This is a genomic window from uncultured Draconibacterium sp. (genome assembly GCF_913063105.1).
In the GTDB taxonomy this organism is placed as follows: Bacteria; Bacteroidota; Bacteroidia; order Bacteroidales; family Prolixibacteraceae; genus Draconibacterium.
The window spans coordinates 191879-209634 of sequence record NZ_CAJXYQ010000008.1 but is presented as its reverse complement, the minus strand read 5'-3'; the positions used below and the strand labels follow the sequence as shown (position 1 = coordinate 209634).

The 17756-nt window shown below is 38.9% G+C and carries 14 protein-coding genes and 1 tRNA gene; 9 read left to right on the top strand and 6 right to left on the bottom strand.

Annotated elements, in window-relative coordinates:
* Positions 1-462: 50S ribosomal protein L9 (gene rplI / locus QZ574_RS10525; RefSeq protein WP_297089442.1), on the top strand; the 462-nt coding region annotated here is incomplete at its 5' end.
* 175 nt (positions 463-637) lie between these two features.
* On the opposite strand, the gene QZ574_RS10520 is transcribed toward rplI, so the two are convergent.
* The 3 genes from QZ574_RS10520 to QZ574_RS10510 all read right to left on the bottom strand — a co-directional run bounded on the left by QZ574_RS10520 (position 638) and on the right by QZ574_RS10510 (position 4522).
* The gene (locus QZ574_RS10520) at positions 638-1141 is read right to left on the bottom strand and encodes a GNAT family N-acetyltransferase (protein WP_297089441.1); all 504 of its coding nucleotides are present in this window, start codon (positions 1139-1141) and stop codon (positions 638-640) included.
* Between the two features lie 51 nt (positions 1142-1192).
* Positions 1193-1570, bottom strand: a complete 378-nt coding sequence (locus QZ574_RS10515) for a RidA family protein (RefSeq protein WP_297089440.1) — start codon at positions 1568-1570, stop codon at positions 1193-1195.
* 282 nt (positions 1571-1852) lie between these two features.
* Complete coding sequence (locus tag QZ574_RS10510; protein ID WP_297089439.1) at positions 1853-4522, bottom strand: putative LPS assembly protein LptD; 2670 nt, start codon at positions 4520-4522, stop codon at positions 1853-1855.
* A 209-nt stretch (positions 4523-4731) separates the two neighbouring features.
* On the opposite strand from QZ574_RS10510, the gene QZ574_RS10505 reads away from it, so the two are divergent.
* From QZ574_RS10505 to QZ574_RS10470, 8 genes are all read left to right on the top strand, one after another.
* Complete coding sequence (locus QZ574_RS10505) at positions 4732-5922, top strand: N-acetylmuramoyl-L-alanine amidase (protein ID WP_297089438.1); 1191 nt, start codon at positions 4732-4734, stop codon at positions 5920-5922.
* Between the two features lie 171 nt (positions 5923-6093).
* A complete protein-coding gene (locus QZ574_RS10500) occupies positions 6094-7347 on the top strand; it encodes an MlaD family protein (RefSeq protein WP_297089437.1) in 1254 nt (417 codons plus the stop codon).
* Positions 7348-7634: 287 nt separating this feature from the next.
* Positions 7635-9062: a chromosomal replication initiator protein DnaA gene (gene dnaA, locus QZ574_RS10495; protein ID WP_297089436.1), complete on the top strand. Its 1428-nt coding sequence runs from the start codon at positions 7635-7637 to the stop codon at positions 9060-9062.
* Between the two features lie 37 nt (positions 9063-9099).
* On the top strand, positions 9100-9957 hold the full coding sequence (locus QZ574_RS10490; RefSeq protein ID WP_297089435.1) for an EamA family transporter: 858 nt from the start codon (positions 9100-9102) through the stop codon (positions 9955-9957).
* Entirely contained in the window at positions 9957-10559 is a 603-nt protein-coding gene (locus tag QZ574_RS10485) for a YigZ family protein (RefSeq protein ID WP_297089434.1), read from the top strand. The genes QZ574_RS10490 and QZ574_RS10485 overlap by 1 nt, the downstream gene beginning before the upstream one ends.
* Before the next feature lie 387 nt (positions 10560-10946).
* Positions 10947-11855: an aspartate carbamoyltransferase gene (gene pyrB, locus QZ574_RS10480; RefSeq protein ID WP_297089433.1), complete on the top strand. Its 909-nt coding sequence runs from the start codon at positions 10947-10949 to the stop codon at positions 11853-11855.
* Between the two features lie 7 nt (positions 11856-11862).
* Entirely contained in the window at positions 11863-12339 is a 477-nt protein-coding gene (gene pyrI / locus QZ574_RS10475) for an aspartate carbamoyltransferase regulatory subunit (RefSeq protein WP_297089432.1), read from the top strand.
* 122 nt (positions 12340-12461) lie between these two features.
* Positions 12462-12545 (top strand) — tRNA-Leu (locus QZ574_RS10470).
* 216 nt (positions 12546-12761) lie between these two features.
* On the opposite strand, the gene QZ574_RS10465 is transcribed toward QZ574_RS10470, so the two are convergent.
* From QZ574_RS10465 to QZ574_RS10455, 3 genes are read right to left on the bottom strand one after another with little or no spacing between them, the layout of a single operon-like run.
* Positions 12762-13664: a hypothetical protein gene (locus tag QZ574_RS10465; protein WP_297089431.1), complete on the bottom strand. Its 903-nt coding sequence runs from the start codon at positions 13662-13664 to the stop codon at positions 12762-12764.
* A 19-nt stretch (positions 13665-13683) separates the two neighbouring features.
* A complete protein-coding gene (locus QZ574_RS10460) occupies positions 13684-16527 on the bottom strand; it encodes a type I restriction endonuclease subunit R (RefSeq protein WP_297089430.1) in 2844 nt (947 codons plus the stop codon).
* The gene (locus QZ574_RS10455) at positions 16527-17750 is read right to left on the bottom strand and encodes a PD-(D/E)XK nuclease family protein (RefSeq protein WP_297089429.1); all 1224 of its coding nucleotides are present in this window, start codon (positions 17748-17750) and stop codon (positions 16527-16529) included. The genes QZ574_RS10460 and QZ574_RS10455 overlap by 1 nt, the downstream gene beginning before the upstream one ends.
* Positions 17751-17756 lie beyond the last annotated feature (6 nt).

Sequence of the window (17756 nt, the reverse complement as noted above, 5' to 3'; positions counted from 1 at the left end):
AGAGGAGGACTTGAAATGGAAATTATATTATTACAAGACGTAGAGCGTTTAGGAAGCAAAGACGATATTGTTGAGGTTAAAGATGGTTACGGTCGTAACTTTCTGATTCCTCAGAAAAAAGCTGTTGTTGCTACCGAGTCGGCTAAAAAAGTTTTGGCCGAAAACATTAAACAACGTGCGCACAAAGAGGCTAAGTTGAAAGAAGAAGCAACAAAAATTGCAGAGCAAATTGTTGCCAAGAAAATTTCGATTGGTGCTAAAACAAGTACTTCAGGCAAAATCTTTGGTTCGGTTAACACCATTCAATTGGCTGAAGCAATTAACAAAAAAGGATTTGAAATCGACCGCAAACAGATTTCTATTCCTGAAGACAGCATCAAAGAAGTTGGTACCCATACAGCTAAAATTAAACTGCACAAAGAAGTGGTGGTTGAAATTGAATTTGAAGTTGTTGCGGAATAAGCATATTTTTGCACACACAATACTAAAAACGGTAAAAGGGTTTCCAAAACGGAAACCCTTTTTATTTTGTTTTAAACGTATCTGCAATTGCATCAATCGCACTAATTTGTATTCTACCAATTGGCTCTTTCATTTGCCAACCGTTATAATTCGCAGGATTTGCAGATAAAAAAATTTATAAGTCTATCAGTTTTTGATAGGCCACCACATCGAGCAAGCGGCCAAACTTCTCGCCTATCTGCTTAAAATGGGCACATTTTTCGTAGCCCATTCGCTCAAACAACTTTACACTTGGCACATTTTCGCCCGTAATAATTCCGAGCAACACACAAATATTTTTTTCCCGGGCCACCTTTTCAAGATGCAGCATAGCCTTACGGGCAATGCCTTTGCCCCAAAAGGCGTGATGCAGATAAATGGTAACTTCAGCGGTGCGATCGTATGCCGGCCTGTTTTTGTATTGCCCAAGGTAGCAGTACCCGGCCACAACATCGTTATAATAAATCAGGAACGAAACATATTTGCCATGACCCAAAGGAATCAGCTGTTGTAAATCAACCTTCTTAACCCGTGTAGTATGAAATATTGCAGTAGAATGCTCGATATAATAATTGTAAATTTCAGCAACGAGCTTCAAAACCTGCTCTTCCAGTTTTTTAAATCGAATAAGGTCGTTCATTTCTGATCGAAAGGCATTACAAGATGTTTTTACTGAAATTAGAATGTTTGATTATTTTATCGCAATGGTTTCAATCTCAACTAGAACACCCAGCGGCAATTCTTTTACGGCAAATGCAGCCCTGGCTGGCGCATTCTGCTTGTAATATTTTCCATATACTTCGTTCATGGCTTTAAAATTGGCCATGTCGCTTAACAGACAAGTCGATTTTACCACGTCGGCAAAGGTGTATCCTGCTGCCGTTAAAATGGCTTCAATGTTTTTCATTACCTGCGCAGTTTGTTCGCCAATGCCCCCCTCAATAACTTTCATGGTTTCCGGCACCAAAGGTACCTGCCCCGAAATATAAAGTGTTCCGTTAACTTCAACCGCCTGACTGTAAGGTCCAATTGCGGCAGGGGCATTTTCGGTTGCAATAATTCGTTTCATCGTATTAAAATTTTTAGTTTTCTATGGAACTCAAATAAAATTTATTCATTCCTGTTTTTGTAATTTTCGAATGAAAAACTTCATACAGGTTTCCAATTCAGTTATTTTATGTGAAGATAGAAGATCTGGGCCAATTCTCAAGCCCGAAAACAGTTTGGTAAACCTTTTTAATAAAAAGCCGGAAAAACCATCGTTTTCATCCGGAGGGAACAGGATTGTTCTTTTTTGTAAATCCACTACTCTTTAACTTTAAACACGTGTGCTTTCAGAGCGAGACTACTATTAAAATTCAAAGTTGTCGTAGTGGCTTTGCTGTTTCTGAATTTTCAAATCCTGTAACATTGAAGATGAGGCACTGATGGTAAAGCTGTAGCTTTTTCGGTAACCAAAAGGAACAAAATTAAAGGCCATGTTCCAACAGTGCAAATCGCGGTTTAAGCGGAACGAGGTTAAAGCAAATTCCTGTTCCTGAATATCGAAATTGGTCATTGCGCTCAGTTTCCATTTATCGGTAATGCTAACATTTCCGCGCAAGCCAAGTGTTTGAGTTACTCTGCCATCGGGGTAAGCCGACGAAGGCCCGGTATAATTTAAACTGTAATCAAAACCAAAATCCCAGGGCATACTAAAGTCAACGTAATTATCGTAAATGGCTAACATGGCATCATCGGGTAAAGGAGCATCATCCTGCCCTTCCTTATTTTCTCCCGGCTTCTTTTTATCTTTCGATTTAAAATTCATCCCAAACGAAAGATTGGCACGTGTCACCCGTCCGAGTTTTCCCAGGCCACTGCGTTCGTTCCAGGCATATTTATGAATTCTTCGATAATTTTCGTTTACCATGTATGGGTCGAGTGTTGTTCCGAGATTAATGCTTACTCCGGCAACCGTTGTACGCGCTCTAATGCTAAACGGCGAAAGGTTTAACGAATCGGCAATCAGGTTGTACGACGAGGCAATGCTCAGGTTATCTATCAATTTTACTTTTCTGAATTTTTGTTCTTCATCGGTTTTTGTCGAATCGCGGGTATCCAGCTTTTTCATTTCAAGGTTGTTGGTTACCGAGAACGAAATAGCACCCGACTCGCCCCTGCCCGGCGAACCACCATAAATTCCTCCAAGGTTAGTGTCATAAAAACTGGTATTTCCTTCTTCATCAACCTGCACCTCCTGCCAATAGCCAAAGCGTTCATCGCCAAAATCGGGTTTGTAGCTAAACGAAACCGAAGGAGTCATCTTATGCCGTATTCCTTTAACTTTTGAATTGGGATTACGGGGAATATACATCCCGTAAATATTTGTTGAGGCACTCACACTGTAAGAATAATCGTACACACGATTTAATCCTGTTATGGTATCAATCTGAATATTATCAGGTATCGACGATGGATTGTTGGGAAAATCGCCTCCTGCTACGTAGTTGTAATTGTATTTTTTGAAATACCACTTTTCGTTGTAGCTAATACCGGGGCTAAAATTAACGTACTTAAAAAGGTTAAAGCTCGGAAATGAAATGGGAAGATTGTGGCGTAAACCGTTTTTCCAATCGGTGGCAAAAGAGCTGCTCAAAATTTCATCTTCTTTGGCCGTTATCGAGTTTTTAAAGTTGGCCGTGTAATTTATACCAAATTTCTCGTAGAACTTAATTTTTCCGCTGCGGTTCTTTTTTCTGAACGGGTATACCTTAGCCATGCTAAAAGTCATTTCGGGCAACGACAAGGACATCGTGCTGTCTTTCGTATTTTGCGAATGCCTCAGGTTCATCGACATATTAAAAGGTGTATTTTCAAACTTGCGCGAATACGAAATACTCGACGATTTTGTGGTGGTAAGGTAATCATTCATATCGTAAGCGTTTTGCTTATCGTAACCGCTCGACGAAATATTTACACTGGCCGAAAAAGTCTGATTTGGATTGGCTTTTGAGTCTTGCGAATGCGACCACAATATTTTATATTGTGTTGCCTCCGAGTAGGTATCCAAACCTTTCTCTCCATATTTATTTTTGGCATATTCAAAACCAAAGTTTCCGCCAAATTTGTAACGTTTCTTGTAATTGGTTTTAATGCGTGTTCCCCACGATCCTTTTGAGTAAATATCACCCTGAACAGCCAAATCGAAATAATCGCTTGCAGCCCAGTAATAACCACCATCGCGCAAAAAGAAACCACGGTTTTGCTCTTCACCATATTTCGGAATTAAAATACCCGACGAATAGGTTGGCGAATTGGGAAAGTAACCAAACGGAAGTATGGGAAAATAGATCGGAAAATCCTCTAAAACCATATAAGCCGGCCCAGTAATAATTTTTTCGTTTGATACCACTTTGGCTTTTGTTAAATGCAGGTAAAAATGCGGATGATCGGCATCGCATGTGGTATATTTGGCATCTTTGGTAACAAACACTTCTTCGCCAATTTTTTTTGTGCGGTCGCTGTGTATAAAACCTTCACCCTGCGCCGAAACTACTTTTGTAATAAAAGCTTTTTCCGATTCGAAGTTATAGCGCATCGTTTCTGATTCGTATTCTTCTGATCCCTGTCTGAAAATGGGTTTTTGGGTCATCTCTCCCAACGAGTCACGTACCCCTTCTGCATAAATCTCTTTGGTTTCCAAATCAAGCTCAATATAGTAGGCTTCCAGTTCAATGTTTTGGTATTTCACCTTTGCTTCGTTATACAGGTATACTTTCTGCCCGTCTAACGAAACAATCATCGAATCTGTTGACGCATAATCAATCGGTTCATCAATAACCGGTTTCTCCTCTTTTACTCCACCCAACGAATCAATTCCGGTACTGTCAGACAAAAGGGTATCCTGCAGTACGTACAATTCGGAGACTATTGTATCCGACAATTGTTGTTGCTCTGAAGCGACGCTAATAGTCGGTTCCTGAGCTAAAATCAAAAATGGAGTTACCAGGAATAAATATGTGATGAATAGTTTATACAAAATGTTTTCTGCGTTTCAAATCTACTTTGGCTGCACAAAAATAAAAATATGGAGGTTACAAATGTGCTATTAAATGTAAAATAATGCTAATATTTCTATTTTTACACGCAGAGCCTGTGAATAGGCTTTGGGAAAAGAATGTTAAACGATTATATACGAATCGCAACGGAATGCGAGTTTATATTAATAATCAAGGTTTAAGAACTTATATGAGACATTGGCAACATACCTGTTTTCTTCTTATTTATAGTCTTTTTATTTTGTTGATAAATAAAACGACCCTTGCCCTAAATGCATCTGATAAAAAAGAAGGTGTTTCAGTTGTTGTTATCGACCCGGGACATGGAGGCAGAGACCCGGGAGCTTTGGTTGGTAACGCCGTTGAAAAAGATATTGTTCTTGATATTGCACTAAAACTGGGCACAACGATAAAAGATAATTACCCCGATGTTAAAGTGGTTTACACCCGATCGAAAGATGTTTTTGTGCCCTTATACAAACGGGCAGATATTGCCAATAAAAACGATGCCGATTTGTTTATATCCATTCATGTGAATGCAGTTGATGCCAGCAGTGTGCAAGGTACCGAAACTTTTGTATTGGGTTTGCACCGAAACGATGATAACCTTGAAGTAGCCAAAAAGGAAAATGCCGTAATTCTTTTAGAAGACGATTACAACACAACCTACGAAGGCTTCGATCCCAATCAGCCGGAATCGTATATCATGTTTGAAACCATGCAGGAAGAGTACCAGGGGCAAAGTGTAATGCTGGCTTCGGGCATACAAAACGAATTTAAAACCTATGCCAAACGCCTCGACAGAAGTGTAAAAATGGCCGGTTTCCTGGTGTTGCGCCAAACAACAATGCCCAGTGTTTTAATTGAAACCGGATTTATAAGTCATGCCAAAGAGCGGGGCTTCCTTACAAGCGAAGCAGGCAGAACACGACTTGCTTATGCAATTTTCAGAGCATTCAGAGACTATAAGTCGGAAATTGAACAGCGTAGCAGCTTTCATCTGGTAACCAATGCTCCAGCAGAACCACAAGGCGAAAGTTCGGTAACAGCAGTTGCCGGTAATGCTTCTGAAACAAAAACAACAGCAGCACCACCAACACAAGAAGCCTCTCAGACCATACCGCAAGAAAATGTTTTTTATTCAGTACAAATTCTTGCCTTAAGCCGAAAACTGGAAACTACTCCGAAAAACTTTAATGGCGAAACGCAAATCTTTAGCGTGGAGGGTTCCGGACTCCATCGCTATTTCTCCGGAAAATTTAATACGATTGAAACAGCGGAGGAAGAAAGGAACAGAATTGAGGCAAAATACCCGAATGCATTTGTTGTAGCTTTTCGCAACAATAAGTTAATTTCTGTAAAAAAGCTGCTTGAGCCTTGATAAATCAGTTCTTAATTGGCTAATTTTACATTAAAATCTTATTTTTCGACCACAAAAGAGCAATGAAAAAATTATAGAGTAACAAAAGACCAGGGGCAATATGCAAACAATAGCTCGCCTGCTGATATTACAAATTCTTTCTGTTACCTGTTAAATGTTTAATAAAAACAGATGAAAAATTCAAAATACACTAAGCTAGGAATATTAATAGTTTTTTCGTTAGCCATTCTTATTTGGGGGCTTAGCTACCTTAAAGGCAACGACATTTTTAAACGAAACGACTATTACCACGTGTATTACAACCGCGTTGATGGCCTTGTTAAATCGAATAAGATTACACTAAATGGCTACCAGATCGGACAAGTTACCGATGTACAGTTTGCTCCCGACAACAGCGGCCGTTTAATTGTAAGTTTCTCGGTTAATTCCAGTTTTAAAATCCCGGTAAATTCAACCGCCCGTATTGTAAGCAGCGATATTATGGGAACACGCTCTATAGAAATTATTTACAGCAAGGATAAAGAATTCTATCAATCGAACGATACAATTAAGGGTTCCATTGAAGCCGGATTAAAGGACCAGGTGAGCATGCAGGTGCTCCCGCTAAAAACCAAAGCCGAAGAATTATTGAGCACCGTAGACTCGGCGATAACAGTACTTACGGTAATTTTTAATGAAGATGCCCGAAAGAACCTGACTACAAGTTTTGCAAAAATTAACCAAACAGTAGAAAATATTGAAGCCACTACTTCCGACCTTCAGGAAATTATGGCCTCTGAAAAAGAAAATGTAAAAAATATTGTATCAAATATTGAAGAATTAACTGCAACCTTTAAAAACAATGCGGCTGCTTTTGAAGCCACCATACAAAACCTGAACAGCTTTACCGATACGCTGGCCACCATTTCGGTTGCACCGGTTTTAAATAACCTGGCCACGGCCTCGGAAGAAATGCTTGGCATACTTGAGAAACTAAACAGCGACGACAACTCCGCAGGCCTACTGCTTAACGATGATGAATTGTACCAGTCTATTAACACCATGTCGGAAAACCTTGGGTTTTTAATTGGCGATATTCAGCAAAATCCCAAACGGTACCTGCAGGTTTCTGCTTTCGATTTTGGAAAAGATGTATACATTAATACCAAAGATGATGCTTCGGCAAAAGAAATTATTTTTAAGGTTCATCTACTTTCTACCAAAACAAAACTCGGTACCGATGCCAAAGTTTTTACCGCAATCAAAGATGTGGAAGAGTATTTCGCAGGAAATGTATATTCTTATCTCACGGGAGCAAGCAGCACTTATTCTGAAATAGAAAAAATCCACAATGAATTGCGTCACCAATTCCCCGAATCAAACATTGTTGCCTTTAAAAAAGGGAAGTTGATAAAATTAGAAAAAGCATTAAAACAACTCCGGTAATTAACTATAAATTGTTAATAGCACGGCCAGCCCCAATACCTACCCCACCAGACCCTAACAGTTATAACACTATCAGTCAACAACTTAAAAATTAAATCCTGATTTTCAGCCACTTACGATTATTTGAAAAAAAATAAATTTTAAATGCCTGAAAAAGAAAACTATATGACATTTGTTATAATTACAATAGAAATGTGATTTTTTTTTTCACTTTTTTTTCGCAAATTTTGCTTTTGGAATACCACTAGGGAAAAAATTTGTAGAACCTCATTATCCAGCAATTGTAAATGAACAACGAGTACAAAACTGCATGGGAAAAATGCCTTAACGTTATTAAAGATAACGTTCCTAGCAGCAGCTTTAAAACCTGGTTCGAGCCAATAGAACCAGTAAAATTGGAAAACAAAGTATTAACAATACAAGTTCCAAGCGCTTTTTTTTACGAATACCTCGAAGAGCAATTTATTGATATTATGCGCAAAACGCTTCGAATGGTTTTAGGTAATGGCGCTAAGCTTGAGTATAATGTTGTGCTGAGCAATAAAAACAGTACTGAGCCATACACGGTTAGTTACCCAACCAATAACAACAATAAAATTCAAAATAAACCACTTACTGTGCCACTTAAAACAGAAGAAAAGGCTACAATAAAAAATCCCTTTATAATTCCGGGTATACAAAAACTGCAAATTGATCCGCAGTTAAAACCTGACAACACTTTTGAAAATTTTGTTGAAGGAGATTGTAACCGTTTGGCACGTAGCGCCGGTTATGCTGTTGCCCAAAATCCTGGTGGAACAGCATTTAATCCGTTAATGATTTATGGAAATTCAGGATTGGGAAAAACACACCTTTCACAAGCCATCGGAATTGAAGTAAAAGAAAATTTTCCGGACAAAGTAGTACTTTACGTCAACGCAAATAAATTTCAGACCCAGTTTACTGAAGCAACGCGAAATAATAACCGCAACGACTTTTTACATTTCTACCAAATGGTTGATGTACTTATTCTTGACGATGTTCATGAATTTGCCGGTAAAGAAAAAACCCAGGAAACCTTCTTCCATATCTTTAACCATCTACACCAAATGGGCAAACAGCTTATCCTTACATCTGATAAGCCTCCTATTGAACTTAAAGGCATGGAACAACGTTTGCTTTCACGTTTTAAATGGGGCCTAACTGCCGACTTGCAAACGCCCGATTTTGAAACACGAATGGAAATTTTAAGCCGGAAGATTTACAAAGACGGGATAAGCCTTTCGGAAGAAGTACTGGAATACATCGCATCGCATGTAACCAATAACGTGCGCGAACTCGAAGGAGCACTGGTATCGTTATTAGCTCAATCCATGCTTAATAAGCGAGAAATTACACTGGAGCTGGCAGCCAAGTTGATTACCAAACTGGTTAAAAACTCGAAACGCGAACTTTCAATCGAGTACATCTCGAAAGTAGTATGCGACTATTTTAATATGCCTGTTGATGCCCTGCAAACTAAAACACGCAAACGCGAGATTGTTCAGGCCCGGCAAATAGCCATGTATTTCTCTAAAAGTTTAACAAAATATTCGCTGGCAAGTATTGGAGCACAAATAGGAAGCAAAGACCATGCTACCGTGCTACATGCCTGTAAAACAGTAAACAACCTAAAAGATACCGATAAAAATTTCCGACAGTTTGTTGAAGACATCGAAAAGAAATTAAAAATGTAATAATGGCAGGCCTAAAGCCTGCCTTTTTTTTGCCCGGATGATTTACCTTGTCGCATGCATAATTTCCTCCTCGCTGATTTATGTAATTTTTCGAATTGCAAAAAATTACAGGTGCAATATGCATTCGTTAATAACACTCAATTATTTGGCAGCCAGTGCCCTCGGCTTATTGCTTTTTAGGCCTTTTTCCAATGGCTTAAACCTAAATGAACCACCCGCATGGCTTGCTTATGCACTTATTCTGGGCATCCTCTTCATCGCCATGTTTTATCTAATCGGTTATTCATCTCAGAAAGCCGGAATTACGGTTACCACACTTGCCAATAAACTTTCGCTGGTATTTCCGGTAGCCTTTTCGCTGTTTTATTTTAACGAGCAAATATCAATACTTAAGGTTGGAGGTATTGTTACCGCATTAATTGCAATTGGCCTAACTGTTTACAAAAAAGAAATTAATAAAACCAATCTCTTGTTTATTGCTTTACCACTATCCATATTTTTAGGAAGCGGACTTATCGATTCCATTGTAAAATATGTTCAGGCAGTAAAACTTTCAGAAACAGATGTGTCGTTGTATACGATTTGCGTGTTTATCGTTGCTTTTATTTGTGGATTAATACTCAAGCTTTTTAAAAAGAACCGCAACCAGCCTTTTAATTACATGACCATTATTCTGGGCACTTTTTTGGGGGGAGTAAATTTTGGTTCCCTATTCTTTATTATAAAGGCACTCAACCATTCAGGATTGGAAAGTTCGCTGGTTTTTGCACTAAACAACATGGCCATTGTAGCATTAACTACATTGCTGGGAACATTACTTTTTAAAGTAAAACTAAGTAGAATTAATTATTTGGGTGTAGTATTAGCCCTCATAAGTTTATATTTTTTACTGTAATGGAGGATATTTATAAAACAATTGAGAAAGAAAGCACCGGCTACTTTAAAGATAAAGGCAGCAAATTTTACGCCTACGCCTATCCGTTAACAAACGAAGATGCAGTTAAAGATATTATTACAGCCTTAAAAAAAGAACACCATAGTGCGCGCCACCATTGCTACGCATGGCGACTGGGAACTGAGACTATCAGAACCAGGGCTAACGACGATGGAGAACCTTCATCAACGGCCGGAAAACCAATTCTAGGGCAATTGCAAAGCCACGAAATAACCAATATACTGGTAGTGGTTGTGCGCTATTTTGGAGGTACCTTGCTGGGTGTTAGCGGACTTATAAATGCCTACCGTAATGCCACAATTGAAGCACTCAACAATGCCGAAATTATAACTAAACTAATAGAAATTGCATTTGAACTGAAGTTTGAATACGCCATGCTTAACACGGTAATGAATAAATTAAAAGTTGAAAATTTTGATATCGAAGAAACTGATTTTCAGGAAAGCTGCCGTTTGGTTTTTAAAGCACGCAAATCAGAAGGCAACAAAGCTTTCGACATTTTTAACGAACTTTATGGCGTTAAAATCACAAGGTTAAATTAATTTGTACCCTGTGTTAATAAAATGCTAATAAGTACACAATTCTATTTTTGACAAACGTTATTTAAGACCTTATTTTTGAAACATGATGCAACGCGTGATATTCCTTTATAACTTTCTTAAGCGAGGCTCTATTTTCCTCATTAAGAGGGTTTCTTTTTCCCATAGTTGCATGAAGCGATTTTTTAAAGCAATCGTTTTTTTCCGCAAAAAAGGTTCTACTTTTTTTCAAATTATTGAAGACCAACATTTTATTTTCCGAAATGTTGGTCTTCTTTTTTTATACAGAAATACATTACGAGATTTAATATTTAAGGCAATGAAACAACTCCCTTCTGAAAGGGAGGAGTTCCATCTTATTGCAAAAAGAAAACAAACAATTTTAATAAGATGAAAAAAGATTTGATTTCAATTACAGATTTCTCGAAAGAAGAATATCTGAGAATTATGGAGCTGGCGGCGGATTTCGAAGAAAATCCGAACCAGGATCTCTTAAAAGGGAAAGTTGTTGCATCCCTTTTTTTTGAACCATCAACAAGAACACGACTAAGTTTCGAAACAGCCATCAATCGTTTGGGGGGACGTATTGTTGGGTTTGCTGATCCGGATAGTTCAAGTGCAACAAAAGGCGAAACATTGCACGATACCATTAAAATGGTGAGCAACTATGCCGACATTATTGTGATGCGTCACCCACTTGAAGGTGCTGCTCGTTATGCTGCAGAGGTATCAAGCGTTCCGGTAATAAACGCCGGAGACGGTGCCAATCAGCATCCAACCCAAACCCTGCTCGATTTATATTCGATATTAAAAACCCAGGGTACTTTAGACAACCTTAACCTTTTTATGGTTGGCGACCTTAAGTTCGGACGTACCGTACATTCGCTGCTGCAAGCGATGTCGGTATTCGAAAATCCGATATTCAATTTTATCTCGCCCGAGAGTTTGCAAATGCCACGAGCATACAAACACCATCTTGAAGAAAGAGGAATTCGTTATTTTGAACACGAAGAATTTACCGATATTATTTCAGCAGCAGATATTATTTATATGACACGGGTTCAGAAAGAACGCTTTTCAGATCCTATTGAGTATGAAAAGGTTAAAGATATCTATATTCTGAACAAGGCCATGCTGGAAAACACAAAGCCGAATGTGAGGGTTTTGCATCCGCTGCCACGTGTTAACGAAATCGCAACCGATGTAGATAGCAGCGATAAAGCCTACTATTTTGAACAGGCATTAAATGGCGTTTTTACGCGCGAAGCAATTATTTCTCATGTAATGAACCTTAAATAATGTTACCATGGAAATGAAAGACAACATGAAAAAGAAACTAAAATTAAAAGTTAGTGCCATTAAAGACGGTACAGTAATCGACCATATTCCTGCAAAAAATTTATTTAAGGTTATATCAATTTTAGGATTGGATAAAATTGAGAACCAAATTACTTTCGGGACCAACCTGGATAGTGCCAAATTAGGAGCAAAAGCCATTATTAAAGTTTCCGACAAATTTTTTGAAGATTATGAAATAAATAAAATAGCATTGATCGCGCCACACGCCAAATTAAACATTATTAAAGATTACGAAGTGGCCGAAAAGAAAATTGTGGAAATCCCGGAACGAATTAAAGGGATTGCCAAATGTTTTAATCCCAAATGCATTACCAACCACGAAGTAATAACAACGTGTTTTAAGGTTATTAAAACCGACCCAATTGCCCTAAAATGCAGGTACTGCGAAAAAATTACGGCCGAAGATCAGATTAAGATGTTGTAAGAAATAATTGATTTCATTTAAATCCGCCTTTTAATGAACAAGAAGGCGGATTTTTTTTATATTTGCACGACCAAATTTGAAGCCTGGCTTCTTTAAAAATTTGGAATGTTCTTAACAGAATAGCCCAGTTGGTGGAATTGGTAGACACGCTAGTTTCAGGGACTAGTGCTCGCAAGGGCGTGAAGGTTCGAGTCCTTTACTGGGCACAAAGGAGAGTTAATTTAGCTCTCCTTTTTTATTGTATACCAATCACTTACAAAACAAAAAGAACTTTATCCACCAAATTTGTGAAACATTTGTGAAACGCTTCTGGTTTATAATTGACTATAAAACTAGAGATTAACGAGTAAAATAACAAAAGATGACTAAGGTTTATTTTGTAGGCTGTAAAGTTAATTAATGCGTAGTTCTTTATAATGAGGTTATTGATTTGACTTTTTCCATTTTCCTCTAAAAAAGGATATGAATATTGCAGTGAATACAAGAGCTAAAGGTATTCCAAGCACTGCCACTTCAAGCGCACTAATGCCTGTATCTCGTGAAAAACCAATAAGTTCACGAAATCCTGCTGTAGCCATCAAATATGTTGCGATTGCCAATAGTTCCTCAGTCCTACTTAATCCTGTTTTTGTCAAAATGAGGCTAATCCCGACTAGTATTGCTAAAACCAGAAAAATAACAGATGAGGAAACAATGAACATTTTTTCTATTGGTGTTCGACTGAGAGTTGCAATTCTGGGAGATTTGCAGCTAACTTCAAGTTGTCGCCCCGTCATCATTTTCTGTACTTCAGTATTTAGTTTATACTTTTCGGATGGCGTTCCAGAATAATTTACGCTGACACGTGGATATATCAATACATCGTCATAAGGGAATCCATCGACACTATTGGCAATAGGAAACAAAAAGTTTTCTGATTCACTGATTAAATTAGATGTCTTGACGTTCTTATCGACCACACTTGAATCGAGTACTATTTTGTGATACTGCCCAAAAGGAGCATACCCGTACCCATCTCTCACATCTGCTGTAATAGAGAACTTGCCTTCCTTCAAATCATGGTTTATTTTTTGTCCTGTAGTAAAGATTAGTAATGATGCATCAACTGCATTTTCTTGTTCATGAATATTGTGGATAATAAATCTTACTGTGACGTAATCTGTTTTAACATCAAAACTATCGTCACAAAATCTTTTCGTTTCAATCATTCTACCATATAGGTCATCATTTACAACATTCACGTACATCATCGTAAACAAAAAGATAAATCCTAATCCAATTAGAACAAATATCGAGGCTATAATTATCCTTTTAAGAATTACCATAAGTTGTCATTTTTAGGTACTACCCCGCCATACCACTAACAAAAGTATCCACGAAGCCATAGATGCGGCTTGTAACACGTTCTATGATGGTTTTGCGGTCTCGTATTTTTGGTTTTGTTTCTAATGTGCCGACAATATCTTCCCGTAGTGGTTTCCGCTCTGTATACAGGTAGTTCTCGATCACATCTTGTAGTTTAACAGGTACAAGGTGTTCCTCCCTGCAAATGGTGTCAAATGCTATCTTTTGTTCGTTCTTCCAGAATACTTCGAAGGCTTCGGGGATGTCGTCTGCATCTTCGATGTGTGGAAGATTTTCCTGTATGAATTTTTCGATCAGTTCCTTCTTGCTTCGTAGTTTGGCTTCTCCTGTAAGATGCTCCAGAATTTGCTTCTTCTGGCGTTCCTGATCGGCTTTACTTGCATCCTTCATTTGGGCAAGTAACTTAAGGATGTAGGCTACATTTATCTCGTCACGATGGATCAGTTCCAATTCGAAGTCCACGTCATCGAGGATGGAGTCTTTCTCCTTACTGGTATCGGATTTTACCTTCTGCCAAAGATCGAGGTACTTGCTTTTGTAGTTTTCGAAAGTTTGCTCGTTCATTGCCAGATCATCAAAGCTGAACTCCACAAAACTGGACAACACATTCTTTAGCCTCATCAATTCCCGAAAAGCCTTGATAAACTCCAGTTCCTCGTCCTCACTTGGCAATTCATCCACACTGGCAGTGGTTGGTGCAATCTTCAACAGTTCAGCAAAAGCAATATTGAACTTGCGTACATACTCCTCGTACGGTTGCAGCAGGATCACTTCCTTGGCATCCTTATTCGAGAACAGTGCAATAGCATCATCAGTGGCGTTTTTAAGGTTACGAAAGCAAACAATGTTCCCCTGCGACTTTTGCTCGGTAAGAATACGGTTGGTACGAGAATATGCCTGAATCAGCCCGTGATACTTCAGATTCTTATCGACATATAGCGTATTCAGTGTGGGACTATCGAATCCCGTTAAGAACATATTTACAACCAACAGAATGTCGATCTGTTGTGCTTTCACTCGTTTTGAAATATCGTTGTAATAGTTGTAGAAGCTTTGGGTATCTCTGGTAGAGAAGTTCATTCCGAACATCTGGTTGTAGTCGCCAATGTATTCATCCAGTTTCTCCCGACTATGTTTGTTGTATTTCTGGAATCCCTCGGCTGCAATCGGCAGTTCTTCCTCATAAAGACCAGTAGCATCCTTGTCGTCTTCGTTTACGCCATAGGAAAATACGGTGGCAATCTTCAGATTGTGTTTCCCATCGTTTTTCCGCTGTTTAAACAGTTCGTAGTAACGGATGAGGGTATCAATGCTGCTCACACAAAACATACCCGTAAACGTGCGGGAATGCGTCTTACGATTGTGAAGGCTGAGGATATAATCGGTGATCTTCTCCAGACGCTGCTCCGAGTCCATCAGTTCCTTTATGTCGATGCCTTCCACCTCGATGTCGGCAAGAGTATCTCCGCTCTGCTTCTCTCTGTACCTGCCAATGTATTCCACAGAGAACTTTAGCACGTTTTCATCCTTAATGGCATCAGTGATCACATATTTATGGATGCACTCGCCAAACAGTTCTTTGGTGGTATGTTTCACCGAGTTTTTGCTATAGGCATTCTCGGCAAAGATAGGCGTACCCGTAAATCCGAATAACTGGTGATTGGTAAAGAACTTTACGATCTTCTGATGGGTGTCGCCAAACTGGCTACGGTGGCACTCATCGAATATAAAGATGATCCGTTTGTCCTTCATCTTCTCCATGCGGTACAGGTAGTTCTTCTTGCTAATAGCGTTATTCAGCTTCTGGATGGTGGTAACGATCAGTTGCGTACCATCGGTAAACTGTTCTACCAGTTTTTTGGTGTTGTCAGTGCTATCCACACTGCCCTTAGAGAAAGCGTTGAACTCCTTGCTTGTCTGGTAGTCGAGGTCTTTTCGGTCGACTACGAACACCACCTTATCCACTTGCGGGAGGTTCATGATCACCTGACTGGCTTTAAACGAGGTCAGTGTTTTACCCGATCCTGTGGTATGCCAGACATAAGCATTATTAGTACTGTTCTTTACCCGATCAATCAATGCTTCTGTTGCGAAATACTGGTAAGGACGCAGCACCATTAATATCTTGTAGGCTTCATTCATCACCACATAACGGGTGATCATTTTAGCCAGATGGCAAGGCTCAAGGAATTCTTCGACAAACTTACTTAGCTGTGAAATGCGCTTATTGTTTACATCGCTCCAGTAGAATGTCTGTTTAAAGGTCTGTCGTTTATTATTAGCGTAGTACTTTGTATTCTCGCCATTGCTGATCACAAACACCTGAACATATTGAAACAAGGCATGCCCCGCCCAGTAGGAGTGTTTCTGGTAGCGGTTAATCTGATTAAAAGCTTCCTTCAGTTCCAGTCCCCTTCGTTTAAGTTCTATTTGTACCAGTGGCAAGCCGTTGATGAGGATGGTTACATCGTAGCGGTTTTTGTAGCTACCTTCCACTGTTACCTGATTGGTGACTTGGAAGGTATTTTTACACCACTGATCCATGTTAATAAACTCCAGATAAACGGAATCACCGTCCTCTTTAGTAAGCTGCATTTTATCCCGCAGGATTTTGGCTTTTTCGAATACGTTCCCCTTGTCGAGGTGGTTCAGCACTTGTGCAAACTCCTTATCGGTTAACTGAACTCCATTATGCTTCTCCAGTTGCTCCTTCAGGTTTACCAACAGATCAGCCTCATCGTTAATGGTTACACGCTGATAGCGCATACCTGCAAGCTGCGTGATAAGGTTCTCTTCCAGTATTTGTTCAGGTTGTCGGGTCATTAGTTTTTGTTTAAATATTCCAATAATGCAGTAGATTCATCCTTCATGTAGCGAACGACTTCCTTAACTATCTGTGCAGCAAATTCATCCATAAATCCATCGACAGAACTCAGTCGATAAATCAATTTATTGTTTCTCAAATTAATTGGTGAATCGTTTTCATTTCGGATCACCTGCGGGTTTATCCAGTAGTTTGCATATTTGGTTCTGCTTTTATTCAACTCTGTAAATAAATTTTTACCTCCTCCTTGATTTTTTATCCCTACGAATATTTGTCCTTTTTTGTGACCATTCCCACTGAAAGACTCGACTCCAAAACGTAATGTAGTTGAGGGATGGTTCACTGGCTTAATGAACACTTCTGCGTGTTTTTCCTCGATGGCATTACCTTCAACTACATTGTATGGGAAATTTAGCTTTTTCAGTTCTGATTGAAGTGCTATTATTACTTTTTGCCGCACTTGTTGGTAAATAACATTTTTAGCTTTTTCAAAGTTTGCTTCAATAAACGATGCTTCTTCGTAATACTTGAGCATCAACTTGTGTAACTCTGTTTCTTTTTCTTTGTCCATGGTTGAAGTAAGGTTTTTTACCAATATAAGGTATTGCTTTATTGATTCTCTTAAAATCGGTTCTTCTGCTGCTTCTTTCATACTCCGTTTTAGCCATTCCTGTATATCAGTCTGGTATGAAAGGCAGTGAAACCCTTTTCCATCTTGCAGTTTCCCTTTACTGTCTTTTGAAGGTTGATCTCCGAATAATGTTAGGTAATAAACCGTGTTTGTTGATTTTCTGCTTAATCGGTAATTACGGTATCGTTCAATTTGAGCATACTGATCTCCTGCATAAATCTTGTTCTCAATTGAGATACTGTTGCCACCTTCATTCCAGATAAAGATATCGATTCTGCCCCCTGTTTTTGCCTTGTCGTTACGTTCTCCGCAGTAATGCTCCACTTTAACCTTAGCTTGGCTCGGATCAATGCTAGTGTCTCCGATTATCTCCAGAAACAGGCGCAAAAAAGTGTCACCTTTAAGATGCGAACCTTTCGGATCAAGCAGTTCAGCCAGAAAAGCAGAGTGTGTTTCGTTTTCCTTGCTCTCCATTTTAAGGATGGAAAACACGTTGAAACTTTCACCCTTCAGCTTTTCTATCTCCCGCTGATGTTTTATAATGTTTTTTGTTCCCTGTAAAAGGTCGGTTATTTTTCTGGTTTCGATCATTCAGTA

Bases quoted from the DNA above. Each gene is read 5' to 3' on its own strand.
- QZ574_RS10515 (WP_297089440.1), bottom strand. From the start codon at position 1,570: ATGAAACGAATTATTGCAACCGAAAATGCCCCTGCCGCAATTGGACCT.
- QZ574_RS10455 (WP_297089429.1), bottom strand. From the start codon at position 17,750: ATGATCGAAACCAGAAAAATAACCGACCTTTTACAGGGAACAAAAAAC.
- pyrI (WP_297089432.1), top strand. From the start codon at position 11,863: ATGGAAATGAAAGACAACATGAAAAAGAAACTAAAATTAAAAGTTAGT.
- QZ574_RS10505 (WP_297089438.1), top strand. From the start codon at position 4,732: ATGAGACATTGGCAACATACCTGTTTTCTTCTTATTTATAGTCTTTTT.
- QZ574_RS10520 (WP_297089441.1), bottom strand. From the start codon at position 1,141: ATGAACGACCTTATTCGATTTAAAAAACTGGAAGAGCAGGTTTTGAAG.
- pyrB (WP_297089433.1), top strand. From the start codon at position 10,947: ATGAAAAAAGATTTGATTTCAATTACAGATTTCTCGAAAGAAGAATAT.
- QZ574_RS10500 (WP_297089437.1), top strand. From the start codon at position 6,094: ATGAAAAATTCAAAATACACTAAGCTAGGAATATTAATAGTTTTTTCG.
- QZ574_RS10465 (WP_297089431.1), bottom strand. From the start codon at position 13,664: ATGGTAATTCTTAAAAGGATAATTATAGCCTCGATATTTGTTCTAATT.
- QZ574_RS10460 (WP_297089430.1), bottom strand. From the start codon at position 16,527: ATGACCCGACAACCTGAACAAATACTGGAAGAGAACCTTATCACGCAG.
- QZ574_RS10490 (WP_297089435.1), top strand. From the start codon at position 9,100: ATGATTTACCTTGTCGCATGCATAATTTCCTCCTCGCTGATTTATGTA.
- QZ574_RS10485 (WP_297089434.1), top strand. From the start codon at position 9,957: ATGGAGGATATTTATAAAACAATTGAGAAAGAAAGCACCGGCTACTTT.
- dnaA (WP_297089436.1), top strand. From the start codon at position 7,635: ATGAACAACGAGTACAAAACTGCATGGGAAAAATGCCTTAACGTTATT.